The sequence below is a fragment of the Streptomyces sp. NPDC127595 genome (assembly GCF_042671685.1).
Lineage (GTDB): Bacteria > Actinomycetota > Actinomycetes > Streptomycetales > Streptomycetaceae > Streptomyces.
Map to the genome: position 1 here is coordinate 151,858 of NZ_JBHXWK010000004.1, position 11,774 is coordinate 163,631.

Consider the following 11,774-nt stretch of genomic DNA (forward strand, 5'->3'; position numbering starts at 1 on the left):
ATGTTTCGAAGTCAACAGGCGGGTGTGGTGTGAATTTCCGGCGCAAGGAGGTCGCCAAATGTTCAAGACTTGAACTCAAGAGAAAGGCCCAGGTCAAGACCCGTGTGGGCTACACGCATCTACCGGAGACGCTGGCTGATGACCTTCGACACACCATCGCCCTGCATGGAGACGCCGTACAGCGCGTCGGCGACCTCCATCGTGCGCTTCTGGTGGGTGATCACGATGAGCTGCGAGGCCTCCTGCAGCTCCTGCATGATCCGGATCAGCCGCTGCAGGTTGGTGTCGTCGAGCGCGGCCTCGACCTCGTCCATCACATAGAACGGGCTGGGCCGTGCCTTGAAGATCGACACGAGCAACGCCACGGCGGTCAGGGATCGCTCGCCACCGGAGAGCAGGCTCAGCCGCTTGACCTTCTTGCCCGGCGGGCGGGCCTCCACATCCACGCCCGTGGTGAGCATGTTGTCGGGATCGGTCAGGATCAGCCGCCCCTCCCCGCCCGGGAACAGCCGGCTGAAGACCCCCTCGAACTGCACGGCCGTGTCGCGATACGCCTCGGTGAAGACCTGCTCCACGCGCTCGTCGACCTCCTTCACCACTTGAAGCAGGTCGGTACGCGTCTTCTTGAGGTCCTCCAACTGCTCACTGAGGAACTTGTGGCGCTCCTCCAACGCGGCGAACTCCTCCAGCGCGAGCGGGTTGACCTTCCCGAGCTGCTGGTACGCCCGTTCGGCCGACTTGAGCCGCCTCTCCTGCTCGGCGCGGTGGAAGGGCCGGGGCTGGTTGCGCGGGTGCTCCGGGTCCTCGGGCAGTTCCTCGCCCTCGGCGGCGAGCGAGGGCGGCACGAGCTGCTGCGGGCCGTAATCCGCCACCAGCCCCGCCGGTTCGACGCCGAGCTCCTCCAGCGCCTTCGACTCCAGCTGCTCGATACGCATCCGCTTCTCGGCGCCGAGCACCTCGCCGCGGTGCACCGAGTCGGTCAGCTTGTCGAGCTCGCCCTTGAGGTCACGTCCTTCGCTGCGGGCGACGCCGAGAGCCTGCTCCCGGTGGGCCTTGGCGCTCTCCGCGGCGGCCCGCTCCTCCTCGGCCCTGGCCAGCGAGACCTCGACGTGCGTGAGCAGTTGCCGCGCCCCGGAGGCGACGGCCTCGGCGACCTCGGCCTCGTACCGCAGCCGGGCCCGGCGCTGCTCGGCACGCGCGCGTGCCTCACGTTCGGCGCGCGCGGCCCGGTCGAGTCCGTCGGCCCGCCCGGCGAGCCCCTTCACCCGCTCCTCATGCGTACGCACCTGGAGCCGGGCCTCCATCTCGGTCTGCCGCGCGTTGGCGCCGTCGGCGGCCAGTCGATCCCGTACGCCGTTGTCAGGCTCCTCCTCCACCGGCATCTCCTCGGCGACGGCGAGCCGCTCGGCCAGCTCCTCCGCCTCCTCCACGGCGCGGTCGAGCGCGTCCTGCGCCCGCGCGGCGGCCGCCGTACTCCGCTCCGCCTCCCCCACCGCGCCACGCGCCTGCCCGGCAAGCCGCCCCAACTGCTGTGCCACGGCCGACTTCTCACGCTCGGCGGCCCGCCGCCGCTCGCCCACCTCCTCGACGAACGCGGCACATTCCTTCCGCCGCGCCGTGGCCTCGTGCTGCGCCTCACCGAGCCCCTCGCACCGCACAGCCAGCTCTTCGAGTTCCGCCGCCGCCTCGTCGACGGACGCCTGCACCTCCAGCAGACTCGGCGCTCCGGCCGAGCCGCCGTGCGCGAAGTGGGCGCCCAGCAGGTCCCCTTCAGCGGTGACAGCCGTCAACTCCGGCCGCCCGTAGACGAGTTCCTCGGCGTCCTCAAGGGTGCCGACCACGACGATCCCGCGCAGCAGCCGCCGTACGGCGGGCATGAGCTCGGCGGGCCCACGGACCAGCTCGGCCGCGTGCGGAGGCCCGTCACTCCGTTCCTGACGGGGTACGCCGCCCTCCGCCGCGTTCGTGCCCCGCTCCTCCGGAGCCCCCGCCAGCAGCAACGCCGCCCGGCCCGCGTCCTGCTTGCGGAGCATGCGGATGGCGTCCGCCGCCGAGGCGGGGGTGGTGACGGCGATGGCGTCGGCCGCGGCGCCGAAGGCGGCGGCCAGCGGGACCTCGAAGCCGGGGGCGACCGTGAGGAGTTCGGCGGCCGGGCCGAGGAGGCCCGTGAGGCGGTCCTTGGCGTCGAGCAGCGCCCCTGTGCCGTCCTTGCGGCGCAGGCCCAGGGCGAGGGCCTCGCGGCGGGCCTGGGTCGCGGCGCGCTTGCGTTCCGCCGCGGTGGCCGCTTCGCGGGCCGCCGTCAGCGCGGCCTCCGCGTCGGTCAGCGCCCGCTTGGCCGCCTCGTGCTGCTCGGCCAGTGTGGCGTCGCCTGCGTCGAGGCCGTCGACCTCGGCCTTCAGCTCCTCGTACTCCTGCTGGGCCGCGACCGCGCGCTCCTGGGCCTCGTCGCGGGATGCGGCGAGGCGGTCGATCTCGGCCTGCGCGGAGGCGGCCCGCGAACGGGCGGCGTTGACCTGGCCGTTGAGCCGGGCGAGCCCCTCGCGGCGGTCGGCGATGGCGCGGGCGACGTCCTTGAGGCGGCGCTCCTCAACGGCGAGCTCGCGCTCCAGCTCGGCGCGGTGCGCGACGGTGTCCTCAAGGGCGTGCTCGGCAGCCTCCAGGGCCGCTTCGAGCTCGGCCTCCTGCTCACGGATCCGCGCGGCCTCGCGCTCCATGTCCTCGGGGTCGCGCCCGCGCCGCTCCTCGGGAGGTGTGGAAGTCGCGCTCTTCACGCGCGCGTCGGCCAGCGAGATCGTGCCGCGCACCCGCTCGGCGAGCTGCGACAGCTCGTACCAGGTCTGCTGGGCGCGCTGCAGGCGCGGCGCGAGCCGGCGGACCTCGTCCTCCAGAAGCGCTTCGCGCTGCTGCGCCTTCTTCAGCTCGGCCTCGGCGCTCTCCTTGCGTTCCTTCAGCGCGGCCTCGTCGGCGATCTCGCTCTGGAGCGCCTGGCGCAGCCGTACGAGATCGTCGGCGAGGAGCCGGAGCCGGGCGTCGCGCAGGTCGGCCTGGATGACGGCGGCGCGGCGCGCGACAGCGGCCTGCCGGCCCAGCGGCTTCAACTGCCGGCGCAGCTCGTCCGTCAGGTCCTGGACACGGGCCAGGTTGGCCTGCATCGCGTCCAGTTTCCGCAGCGCCTTCTCCTTGCGCTTGCGGTGCTTCAGGACGCCCGCGGCCTCCTCGATGAAGGCGCGGCGGCCCATCGGATCGGCGTGGAGTACGGAGTCGAGCTGGCCCTGCCCGACGATGACGTGCATCTCACGGCCGATGCCGGAGTCGCTCAGCAGTTCCTGGATGTCAAGCAGTCGACACGTGTCGCCATTGAGCTGGTACTCGCTGCCGCCGTTGCGGAACATGATCCGCGTGATGGTCACTTCGGTGTACTCGATGGGCAGCGCGCCGTCGGAGTTGTCGATGGTGAGCGACACCTCGGCGCGGCCCAGCGGTGGACGCCCGGTGGTGCCGGCGAAGATGACGTCCTCCATCTTGCCGCCGCGCAGCGACTTGGCGCCCTGCTCGCCCATGACCCAGCTCAGCGCGTCCACGACATTGGACTTGCCCGAACCATTGGGGCCCACGACACAGGTGATGCCCGGCTCGAACCGCAGCGTGGTCGCCGAGGCGAACGACTTGAACCCGCGCAGGGTGAGGGCCTTGAGGTGCACGCCGCTGGACTCTACCTTTCGGGCCGGTCTCACTCCATGAACACGCGGTTTCACCCATGAAGGTGCAGGGCACACCAGACGTTGAAGACAGGGGAAAAGTACGCGGGGGAAAGAAGAAGGGACGCCGAAGAGGCGTCCCTTGTAATTCTGACAACTTAGCGGTTGATGTGGGCTGCCCAACCACTGCTGTCGTGGTGCGATGCAGTGATCAGGTGAGCGCAGGCTCCGCCTGGGGTACGTCGAGATCGAGAAGCGAGTCGTGAGAAGCGGCAGCCGCGAGCGCGTCGTTCTCGGCCTGGATCCGTCCGAGCTCGGATTCGAGGTCCTGTACGCGCTGCTGGAGCCGTCGCATCTCGGCAATGAGTCGCGGGTCGGAACCGCCGACGTAACCGAGAAGCGCCTTTGCCATGATGGATGGTCCTCCACACTGAGTGACCGACCGAAACGGTGTGGGTCGATGGGTCGTGAGGGAATCGCACCCGCGATGCTTGACACTTTTAAGTTCTTGCTGCTGTTCCACATGCCAAACAGCTAAGGTGCGCGGGGCTTTCAGCGTCTCACCAAAAAGTTTGACGGTCAACACGATCACGCCCGCAATGGCGGACGACGCCGGGGCACGCGGCCCCTCAAGGGCGGCGCTGCGACTCCTGCGGGCCCTGGGGCGTGGAGATCATCGATATCCGCGGAGCCTGCCACGACCGGCCGTTCTTGGCAACCACCTGGGCCTTTCCGCTCCCGGCAGGTGCTGGTGGCATGTTCCGCCGCTCCGGCCCGGTCGGTTGCCGCCGCTCGGTCAGCGGATGGCGAAGCCGTCGTAGATCCCTCGGGGCGTGTCCCAGATCTCAGTGACTCCGTCCACGCGCCCGGGTGTGTCGTCCCCCTGGAGCCAGTCGAGCAGACTCTGGCAGCCGGTCCGGGGGCCCTCCGCGACCACCTGGACCCGTCCGTCGTCGAGATTGAGAGCAAAACCACTCAGCCCTCCGATCTCCAGCGCCTTGGCCCGCGTGAACCAGCGGAAACCCACGCCCTGAACCCTTCCGCGCACCCAGACGACCACCCGTACGACCTCGTTCATGGGTGCACGCTAACCGGACAATGTCTCTCGGGACACATCCTCCCCTTGCGCCATGCGGTACCGTCCCGACCCAATGAGTCTCATATGAAACTCACTCTTTAGGGTGAGGTTCGCTGACTGCAAGATCGAGGAAGGCCACATAGATGGGACGCCACCGACGCTCAGCCGCCGGCCGCGCCGCCACAGGTCGCGCCACCGGGGGCACGGACACCCGCACGGACCGCACGGGCACCAACGGTCCCTACGGGCCGGAGAACCTGTATGGCTACGCGGCTGTCGCCGACTTCCCGAGCGGTGCCGTAGCCCGCTCGCACCGCAAGCGGAAGGCCGCCACCCCCGTTCGTACGGGGCTGCTCGGCGTCTCCGCCGCCGTGGCCCTGGGCACCGTCGCCGTCGCGGCCGGTGTGATGCCCGGCGCTGAGAACTACTCCCTCGGCGGTGGCAACGCCGACAACGTGCAGGCCGCCGGCTCCCCGTCCAGCGTGGAGACCCCGCAGGGCGGAACCTCGGGCAGCGCGGACGAGAACCGCGACGACTCGGGGACGAGCCGTGACGCCGAGCGCGAGGCCACGCCCTCGGCCGCCCCCTCCACGTCTGAGGCCGCCCCGACGACGACACCGCCGAAGAAGCCCACGGCCGAGCCCACCGAGAAGGCCACGCCTTCGAAGCCTGCCGAGGAGCCCACCAAGGCTCCGGAGACCACCGCCCCGGTGACGGTGTCCGCCGAGACCGCGGCCGAGAACGCGGTGCTCGAACTGGTCAACGTCGAGCGGGCCAACGCCGGGTGCAGCCCGGTGGCGGCGAACAGCTCCCTGACCGAACTGGCCTCCGCCTTCAGCGCGGACATGGCCGCGCGCGGCTTCTTCGACCACACCGACCCCGATGGCGCGACCCCGTGGGACCGCGCGGCGACCGCCGGGATAAGCAACCTGGGCGGCGAGAACATAGCCCGCGGCCAGGCCACCGCCGAGGCCGTTATGGAAGCCTGGATGAACAGTCCCGGCCACCGCGCCAACATACTGAACTGCGACTTCAAGACCCTGGGCGTGGGTGTGCACCTCGGCGAGGGCGGCCCTTGGTGGACCCAGGACTTCGGCTACTGACCGGCCTCGGGTACCGGTCGCGACGGCCGGTACCCGACCCAGCACGCGCTATCGATAAGTAAGCGCAACCCCACAGTGGGCACTGTGCCGGTACGCTCGAAACATGGAGCCAGCTGTGCGGACCGCCGATGCGAGCGGTGAGTGTCAGGACCTCGCGTACAGCGTGTTCGCCCGGAACTGCCCGGCCCGGGGCACGCTGGAGCACATCACCGGACGCTGGGGCGCGCTCACGCTGGGAGCCCTGCACGACGGCACGTTCCGTTTCAACGAGCTGCGCCGCCGTGTCGACGGCGTCAGCGAGAAGATGCTCTCCCAGACCCTCCAGGCACTGGAGCGCGACGGCCTGGTACACCGCGACGCCCAGCCGACCAATCCCCCACGCGTCGACTACACGCTCACGCCGCTCGGCCGCGAGGTCGCCCAGCGTCTCCTGACCCTCATCCACTTCATGGAGGGCCGCATGGACGACGTACTGGAATCCCGCGAGCGCTACGACGAGGCGCGCTCGCGGAGCTAGAGCCTCTCCGGCGGATCATGCCGCAGACGCTGGGTTCGGCACGCCCATCTGCGGCGTTGTCGTCGGTCGCCGGCTCCCCCACTCTCGGCTTCGATCGAGCGGGGACCCCCATCGCGTCGACTCCCTCCTCCGCCTTGCAGCTGCACGCACCACACCCCGCTCACCAGCGCTGATCAGTTGCCGCGATTTCCTGCGACCTGACCCGCCGGACAGGCCTTAGCCGAAATCGCCGCTGCTACGCCGTCGCGCGCGGCGGTCGCTGACAGCGCGGGCAGAAGTAACTGGACCGGTTCATCCACGCGCGCCGCATCATCGGCGTCCCGCACCGCCCGCAGGGTTCGCCCTCGCGCCCGTACGCGTCGAGCGAGCGGTCGAAGTAGCCCGACTCCCCGTTGACATTGACGTACAGGCTGTCGAAGCTGGTGCCGCCGGCGGCGAGGGCGTCGTTCATGACGTCGCGGATGTGGCCGAGCAGCTCCGTGGTGCGGGGCCGGGTGAAGGTTCCGGTGGGGCGTTCGTAGTGCAGCCTGGAGCGCCAGAGCGCTTCGTCCGCGTAGATGTTGCCGACCCCGCTGATCAGCGACTGGTCGAGCAGGGCGCGCTTGATCGTCGTACGACGGCCGCGCAGCGCCGTGTGGAACGCGGCGTCGTCGAAGAGCGGGTCGAGGGGATCGCGGGCGATGTGCGCGATGACGTCCGGGAGGCCGTCCGCGGTGTTCTCGTGCAGGGAGAGGCCGCCGAAGGTGCGCTGGTCGACGAAGCGCAGCTCGGTGCCCCGGCCGTCCTCGAAGCGGATGCGGACGCGCAGGTGTTTCTCGTCCGGGGCGTCCTCGGGCTGCACCAGGAGCTGGCCGCTCATACCGAGGTGCGCGAGCACGGAGTACGGGGAGTCGGCGAGGGGCAGCCACAGGTACTTGCCGCGGCGCCTGGCCTCTGCCACGCGGTGGCCCGCGAGCGCCTTCGCGAAACCCTCGGGCCCGGCCAGATGCCGCCGTACGGCTCGCGGATGCCGGACCTCCACCGTCCGCACGACCCGCCCGCTGACCCAGCGCTCCAGACCGCGCCGCACGACTTCGACCTCGGGCAACTCGGGCACGGCGCTCCTTTGGAGAATGCGATACGAACCCCGCCGCTGCGCGAGCGCTGCGACGGGGTTCGGATACTGCGGGTACTGCGGGTGTTACGAGTACTACTCGTACTACGGCTACCGCGGGTGCTTCGGTTGTGAAGGAATCAGGCCGTGGCCGAATCGCTCGCCGGAGCCGAGGGGGTGTCGGCGTTCCCCTCGGTGACCTGGACTGCTGCCGCCTGTTCTGCTTGTTCGGCGGCGGCCGTCCTGGCCGACTTCGCGCGTTCGTCCGCGTCGGAACGGATCGCACGCCACGCGGATTCCGCGGCCTGCTGTTCCGCTTCCTTCTTGCTGCGGCCGGTGCCGGTGCCGTACGAGACGCCTCCGACGCGGGCGGCAGCAGTAAAGGTCTTCTCATGGTCAGGGCCGGTCTCCGAGACCAGGTACTCGGGAACCCCGAGCCCCTCGGTCGCGGTGAGCTCCTGGAGACTGGTTTTCCAGTCCAGGCCGGCCCCGAGATTCGAGGACTTCTCAATCAGCGGGTCGAAGAGCCGGTGGACGAGTTCGCCCGCCGAATCCAGACCCTGGTCGAGATAGACCGCGCCGATCACCGCTTCAAGGGTGTCGGCGAGGATGGACGCCTTGTCCCTGCCTCCCGTGCCTTCTTCACCCCGGCCCAGCCGGATGAAGGAGCCGAGTTCGAGGCCACGACCCACCTCCGCCAACGCACGCGAGTTGACCACCGCGGCCCGCAGCTTGGCCAGTTGGCCTTCTGGGAGGTCGGGGTGAGTGCGGTACAGCGTGTCCGTGACCACGAGGCCGAGCACGGAGTCCCCGAGGAACTCCAGGCGTTCGTTGGTCGGCAGACCGCCGTTCTCGTACGCGTACGAACGGTGGGTCAGTGCACGCACCAGAAGGGCGGACTCGAGCTTGTAGCCGAGCCGCCCTTCCAGAAGCGTGTGGGACGAGGCTGTGTTGTCCGCCTTTTTCTTGGCGTTTGAATCCGCCTTGGCGTCAGACATCAGACCTCTCACCAGCCGCTCAGACCTCGAGGACCTGACGCTTGTTGTAAGTGCCGCAAGCGGGGCACGCGATGTGCTGCAGCTTGGGCTCGTGGCAGCGCTCGCACGCAACCAGGTTGGGGACCGCAGCCTTCCACTGCGACCGGCGGTGGCGCGTGTTGCTGCGCGACATCTTCCGCTTCGGAACAGCCACGGCTACTTCTCCTGCTTCTCGTCGACGCCAGTTTCGGCGCCGCCCAACTCGTCCTTCTCGCCATCTTCGAGTGAACCGGCGAGTCCCTGCAGTGCCGCCCAACGGATGTCGACGGCCTCGTGGTGGTGGTCCGGGGCGTCCGCGAGCCGTGCTCCGCATTCGGAGCACAGACCGGGGCAGTCGTCCTGGCACACCGGCTGCATCGGCAGTGCGAGCACCACCGCATCACGCAGCACGCCTTCGAGGTCGAACAGGCCGTCCTCGAGAAAGAGCGCGTCCTCGTCGTCCTCGGCGTCGTCGGCCGGCTCCGCCTTGGGGCGGCCCCGGTCGTCGGCGTCAGGGTACGAGAACATCTCCTGGAACTCCGCTTCGAGCGCCAGCTCGAGCGGCTCCAGACACCTTACGCACTCCCCCTTGGCCAGTGCACGGGCGGTGCCTGTGACAAGCACACCTTCCATGACCGACTCAAGCCGGAGGTTGAGCTCCACCGGGGCGCCTTCCGGCACTCCGATGACTCCCTGGATCCCGAGATCCTTGGGGGCCTCGATCGTGCGGGACAGGCGCTGGAGCGCGCCAGGACGCCGCCCCAGCTCGTGTGTGTCGAACACGAGCGGGTTGCGGTGGTCGAGGCGGGCGTTCAGAGCCATTCCTGCTTTCGATCTTCGAAGCTCAAGAGGATGCCGCCCGCGATGTTCCGGGGCAGCAGTGATCGCGGACGTACACGCGACCGAAGAGCCAGGATACTGGACCTTTCGCTCTCGGCCCAATCCGGTGTCAGCGCCCCTGTTCGTACGCCCGCAGCTGCTCCGCGCTGATCATGCTCGTGTCGAAGAGGCTGGTCTCGTCGAGGGCGTGCTGCTGCTGCTCCATGGCGTGCGCCTGGGGCTGCGCGTAGACCTGCTGCTGGCTCTGGTCGTACGCCGGCTGCTGGTCGTATCCCTGCTGCTGCGGGTAGGCGGCGTACGGATCGGCGGTCTGCTGCTGGTACGCGTACGGATCCTGCTGGGCGTACTGCTGCTGGTATCCGTACGGATCCGGGACCTGCTGCTGATAGGCGTACGCGTCCTGCTGCGCGTACGCCTGCTGCTGGGCCGGGATGTCCGGAGCCTGGGGCGCCACGGGCTGCTCGGGGGTCTCGGTGATTCCCGCGAGGCCCGCCAGGTAGTCGGAGTCGTTCGTGTGGTGCGCGGGTGTCCCGTCCTCGTCCGTGAGGAGGCCGAGGTCGTCGCTGGCGATACGGCCGTGCAGCTTCTGCCGGCCGCGGCCGACGGCGTCCAGGGTCTTGGCGAGGACGGCCTCGAAGGCGCCGAGCTTGACGTCGACGTACTCGTCGGCGCTCCGGCGCAGGGTCTCGGGGTCGTGGCTGCGCTCGGGGGCGTCCTCGTCCTCGTATCCCTGCTCGTCGGTGCCCGGGCCGGTGCCCAGGAGCTTCTCGCGGCCGCGGCCGACGGAGCCGAGGGTCTTGGTGAGGACGACCTCGAAGTTGGCGAGCTTGGAGTCGACGTAGTCGTCGGCCTCCGCGCGGACCTCCTCGGCCTCCTGGCGGGCCTCGGCGAGGATGCGTTCGGCCTCGGCCTGGGAGCGCCGGGCGACCTCCGTGTCGGAGATCAGCGAGCCGCGCTCGGCGTGCGCGGTCTCGATGATCCGCTCCGCCTCCTGGCGGGCGTGCTCGACGAGCTGCTCGCGGCCGCCGATCAGTTCCTCGGCCTGGGCGAGGGAGCCGGGCAGCGCCTGGCGCACCTCTTCGAGCATGGCGAGCAGTTCGGCGCGGTTCACCACGCACGAGGCCGACATGGGCATGGAACGGGCGCTGCCGACCGACGCGACGATCTCATCGAGCTTCTTCTGCACGTCCACTCTGTGCTCGCCACTCTCTACAGGTGTTTATGGAGACGGACGGGTCGACTGTACGACCACTGCCTCCCCGCCCGACACCGGATGACGGACTGTCAGGCGATCAGTCCTTCTTGAGCCGGTCCTTGAGCGCCTCCAGGACCAGCGGCGGCACCAGGTGGGAGACGTCGCCGCCCCAGGTCGCGACCTCCTTGACGAGCGAGGAGGACAGGAAACTGTAGGTGGGGTTGGTGGGGACGAAGAGGGTCTCCACGCCCGACAGGCCGATGTTCATCTGGGCCATCTGCAGCTCGTAGTCGAAGTCACTGACGGCGCGCAGGCCCTTGACGATCGCGGGGATGTCGCGCTGCTTGCAGAAGTCGACGAGGAGGCCGTGGAACGCCTCGACCTCGACGTTGCCGAACTCGGCGGTGACTTGGCGGATCAGCTCGATCCGCTCGTCGATCTCGAAGAGGCCCTTCTTCGACTGGTTGATCATCACCGCGACGTGCACGACGTCGTACAGCTTGGAGGCTCTGGCAATGATGTCGAGATGTCCGTTGGTGATCGGGTCGAACGACCCGGGACAGACGGCGCGGCGCAACTGAGGTCCCTCGCTCTCCAGTCCGGTCATCGTGCGTCTTCGCACGTAGCGGCGGCGCGACCGTACCAAAACGTCCCCTCGCCGTAACGACGGGCCCTGATCGCGTCGAAACCGACCGGCCACCCGAATTCGCCGCCTCTGGTGCTGCGCTCCACGGTGACGAGGGCTTCGGCCGCGAGCCAGCCCCCCGTCCGGAGTGTGAGCAGAATCTCGCGAAGATCGTCGTCCGAGACGGCGTACGGGGGGTCGAGGAAGACGAGGTCGTACGGGTCCGACGGCGCCGGTGTCTGGACGATCTGTTCCGCTTTGCCCGGCCTGACCTCGGCGCCGGGCAGGCCCAGGGTCTTCACGTTCTCGCGGATGACGCGGGCCGCTCGGGCGTCGGCCTCGACGAGCAGGGCATGTCCGGCACCCCGGCTGAGCGCCTCCAGGCCGACGGCGCCCGATCCGGCGTACAGGTCGAGGACGCGCTCGCCCGCCAGGGGGCCGCCCAGCAGGGACTGCCAGGTGGAGAAGAGGCCCTCGCGCGCCCGGTCGGAGGTGGGCCGGGTGCCCGTGCCCGGCGGAACAGCCAGCCGGCGTCCGCCGGCCAGGCCGGCGATCACGCGAGTCATGAGGGTCCTTTGCACTGACGAGAAGGGCGACGGGGATACCGGC

The 11,774-nt window shown here is 69.6% G+C and carries 12 protein-coding genes; 2 read left to right on the forward strand and 10 right to left on the reverse strand.

Annotation, left to right across the window (positions count from 1 at the left end; translation table 11 throughout):
• Positions 1-119: 119 nt before the first annotated feature.
• The 3 genes from smc to ACFVKT_RS14875 all read right to left on the reverse strand — a co-directional run bounded on the left by smc (position 120) and on the right by ACFVKT_RS14875 (position 4,776).
• Positions 120-3,701 (reverse strand): chromosome segregation protein SMC, encoded by a 3,582-nt coding sequence (smc, locus tag ACFVKT_RS14865; RefSeq protein ID WP_385731347.1) that lies wholly within the window; start codon positions 3,699-3,701, stop codon positions 120-122.
• A 208-nt stretch (positions 3,702-3,909) separates the two neighbouring features.
• Positions 3,910-4,110: a hypothetical protein gene (locus ACFVKT_RS14870; protein WP_365428924.1), complete on the reverse strand. Its 201-nt coding sequence runs from the start codon at positions 4,108-4,110 to the stop codon at positions 3,910-3,912.
• A gap of 384 nt (positions 4,111-4,494) precedes the next feature.
• Positions 4,495-4,776, reverse strand: a complete 282-nt coding sequence (locus ACFVKT_RS14875) for an acylphosphatase (protein ID WP_385731349.1) — start codon at positions 4,774-4,776, stop codon at positions 4,495-4,497.
• A 143-nt stretch (positions 4,777-4,919) separates the two neighbouring features.
• Here ACFVKT_RS14875 and ACFVKT_RS14880 point away from each other — a divergent pair, with 143 nt between their 5' ends.
• Both ACFVKT_RS14880 and ACFVKT_RS14885 read left to right on the forward strand, forming a co-directional pair.
• Positions 4,920-5,879 (forward strand): CAP domain-containing protein, encoded by a 960-nt coding sequence (locus ACFVKT_RS14880; protein WP_385731352.1) that lies wholly within the window; start codon positions 4,920-4,922, stop codon positions 5,877-5,879.
• A gap of 103 nt (positions 5,880-5,982) precedes the next feature.
• The gene (locus ACFVKT_RS14885) at positions 5,983-6,396 is read left to right on the forward strand and encodes a winged helix-turn-helix transcriptional regulator (protein WP_385731354.1); all 414 of its coding nucleotides are present in this window, start codon (positions 5,983-5,985) and stop codon (positions 6,394-6,396) included.
• Between the two features lie 235 nt (positions 6,397-6,631).
• Here the strand turns inward: ACFVKT_RS14885 and mutM are convergent, their stop codons facing one another.
• The 7 genes from mutM to rsmD form a co-directional block, all read right to left on the reverse strand.
• The gene (gene mutM, locus ACFVKT_RS14890) at positions 6,632-7,492 is read right to left on the reverse strand and encodes a bifunctional DNA-formamidopyrimidine glycosylase/DNA-(apurinic or apyrimidinic site) lyase (RefSeq protein WP_385731356.1); all 861 of its coding nucleotides are present in this window, start codon (positions 7,490-7,492) and stop codon (positions 6,632-6,634) included.
• Positions 7,493-7,629: 137 nt separating this feature from the next.
• The gene (rnc, locus tag ACFVKT_RS14895; RefSeq protein ID WP_385731358.1) at positions 7,630-8,487 is read right to left on the reverse strand and encodes a ribonuclease III; all 858 of its coding nucleotides are present in this window, start codon (positions 8,485-8,487) and stop codon (positions 7,630-7,632) included.
• 19 nt (positions 8,488-8,506) lie between these two features.
• A complete protein-coding gene (rpmF, locus tag ACFVKT_RS14900; RefSeq protein WP_033321093.1) occupies positions 8,507-8,680 on the reverse strand; it encodes a 50S ribosomal protein L32 in 174 nt (57 codons plus the stop codon).
• Positions 8,681-8,682: 2 nt separating this feature from the next.
• Positions 8,683-9,327, reverse strand: a complete 645-nt coding sequence (locus ACFVKT_RS14905; RefSeq protein WP_385731360.1) for a YceD family protein — start codon at positions 9,325-9,327, stop codon at positions 8,683-8,685.
• A gap of 127 nt (positions 9,328-9,454) precedes the next feature.
• The gene (locus tag ACFVKT_RS14910; protein ID WP_385731362.1) at positions 9,455-10,537 is read right to left on the reverse strand and encodes a cell division initiation protein; all 1,083 of its coding nucleotides are present in this window, start codon (positions 10,535-10,537) and stop codon (positions 9,455-9,457) included.
• A 100-nt stretch (positions 10,538-10,637) separates the two neighbouring features.
• Positions 10,638-11,117 (reverse strand): pantetheine-phosphate adenylyltransferase, encoded by a 480-nt coding sequence (gene coaD, locus ACFVKT_RS14915; protein WP_385732109.1) that lies wholly within the window; start codon positions 11,115-11,117, stop codon positions 10,638-10,640.
• A gap of 26 nt (positions 11,118-11,143) precedes the next feature.
• Positions 11,144-11,731 carry a 16S rRNA (guanine(966)-N(2))-methyltransferase RsmD gene (gene rsmD, locus ACFVKT_RS14920; protein WP_385731364.1) on the reverse strand — a complete coding sequence of 196 codons (588 nt, stop codon included), beginning with the start codon at positions 11,729-11,731 and terminating at the stop codon, positions 11,144-11,146.
• Positions 11,732-11,774 lie beyond the last annotated feature (43 nt).

What these genes read in the sequence shown, in the direction of transcription:
- ACFVKT_RS14870 (WP_365428924.1), bottom strand. Translation starts at nt 4,110, where the DNA reads ATGGCAAAGGCGCTTCTCGGTTACGTCGGCGGTTCCGACCCGCGACTC.
- ACFVKT_RS14875 (WP_385731349.1), bottom strand. Translation starts at nt 4,776, where the DNA reads ATGAACGAGGTCGTACGGGTGGTCGTCTGGGTGCGCGGAAGGGTTCAG.
- ACFVKT_RS14880 (WP_385731352.1), top strand. Translation starts at nt 4,920, where the DNA reads ATGGGACGCCACCGACGCTCAGCCGCCGGCCGCGCCGCCACAGGTCGC.
- ACFVKT_RS14885 (WP_385731354.1), top strand. Translation starts at nt 5,983, where the DNA reads ATGGAGCCAGCTGTGCGGACCGCCGATGCGAGCGGTGAGTGTCAGGAC.
- rnc (WP_385731358.1), bottom strand. Translation starts at nt 8,487, where the DNA reads ATGTCTGACGCCAAGGCGGATTCAAACGCCAAGAAAAAGGCGGACAAC.
- ACFVKT_RS14905 (WP_385731360.1), bottom strand. Translation starts at nt 9,327, where the DNA reads ATGGCTCTGAACGCCCGCCTCGACCACCGCAACCCGCTCGTGTTCGAC.
- rsmD (WP_385731364.1), bottom strand. Translation starts at nt 11,731, where the DNA reads ATGACTCGCGTGATCGCCGGCCTGGCCGGCGGACGCCGGCTGGCTGTT.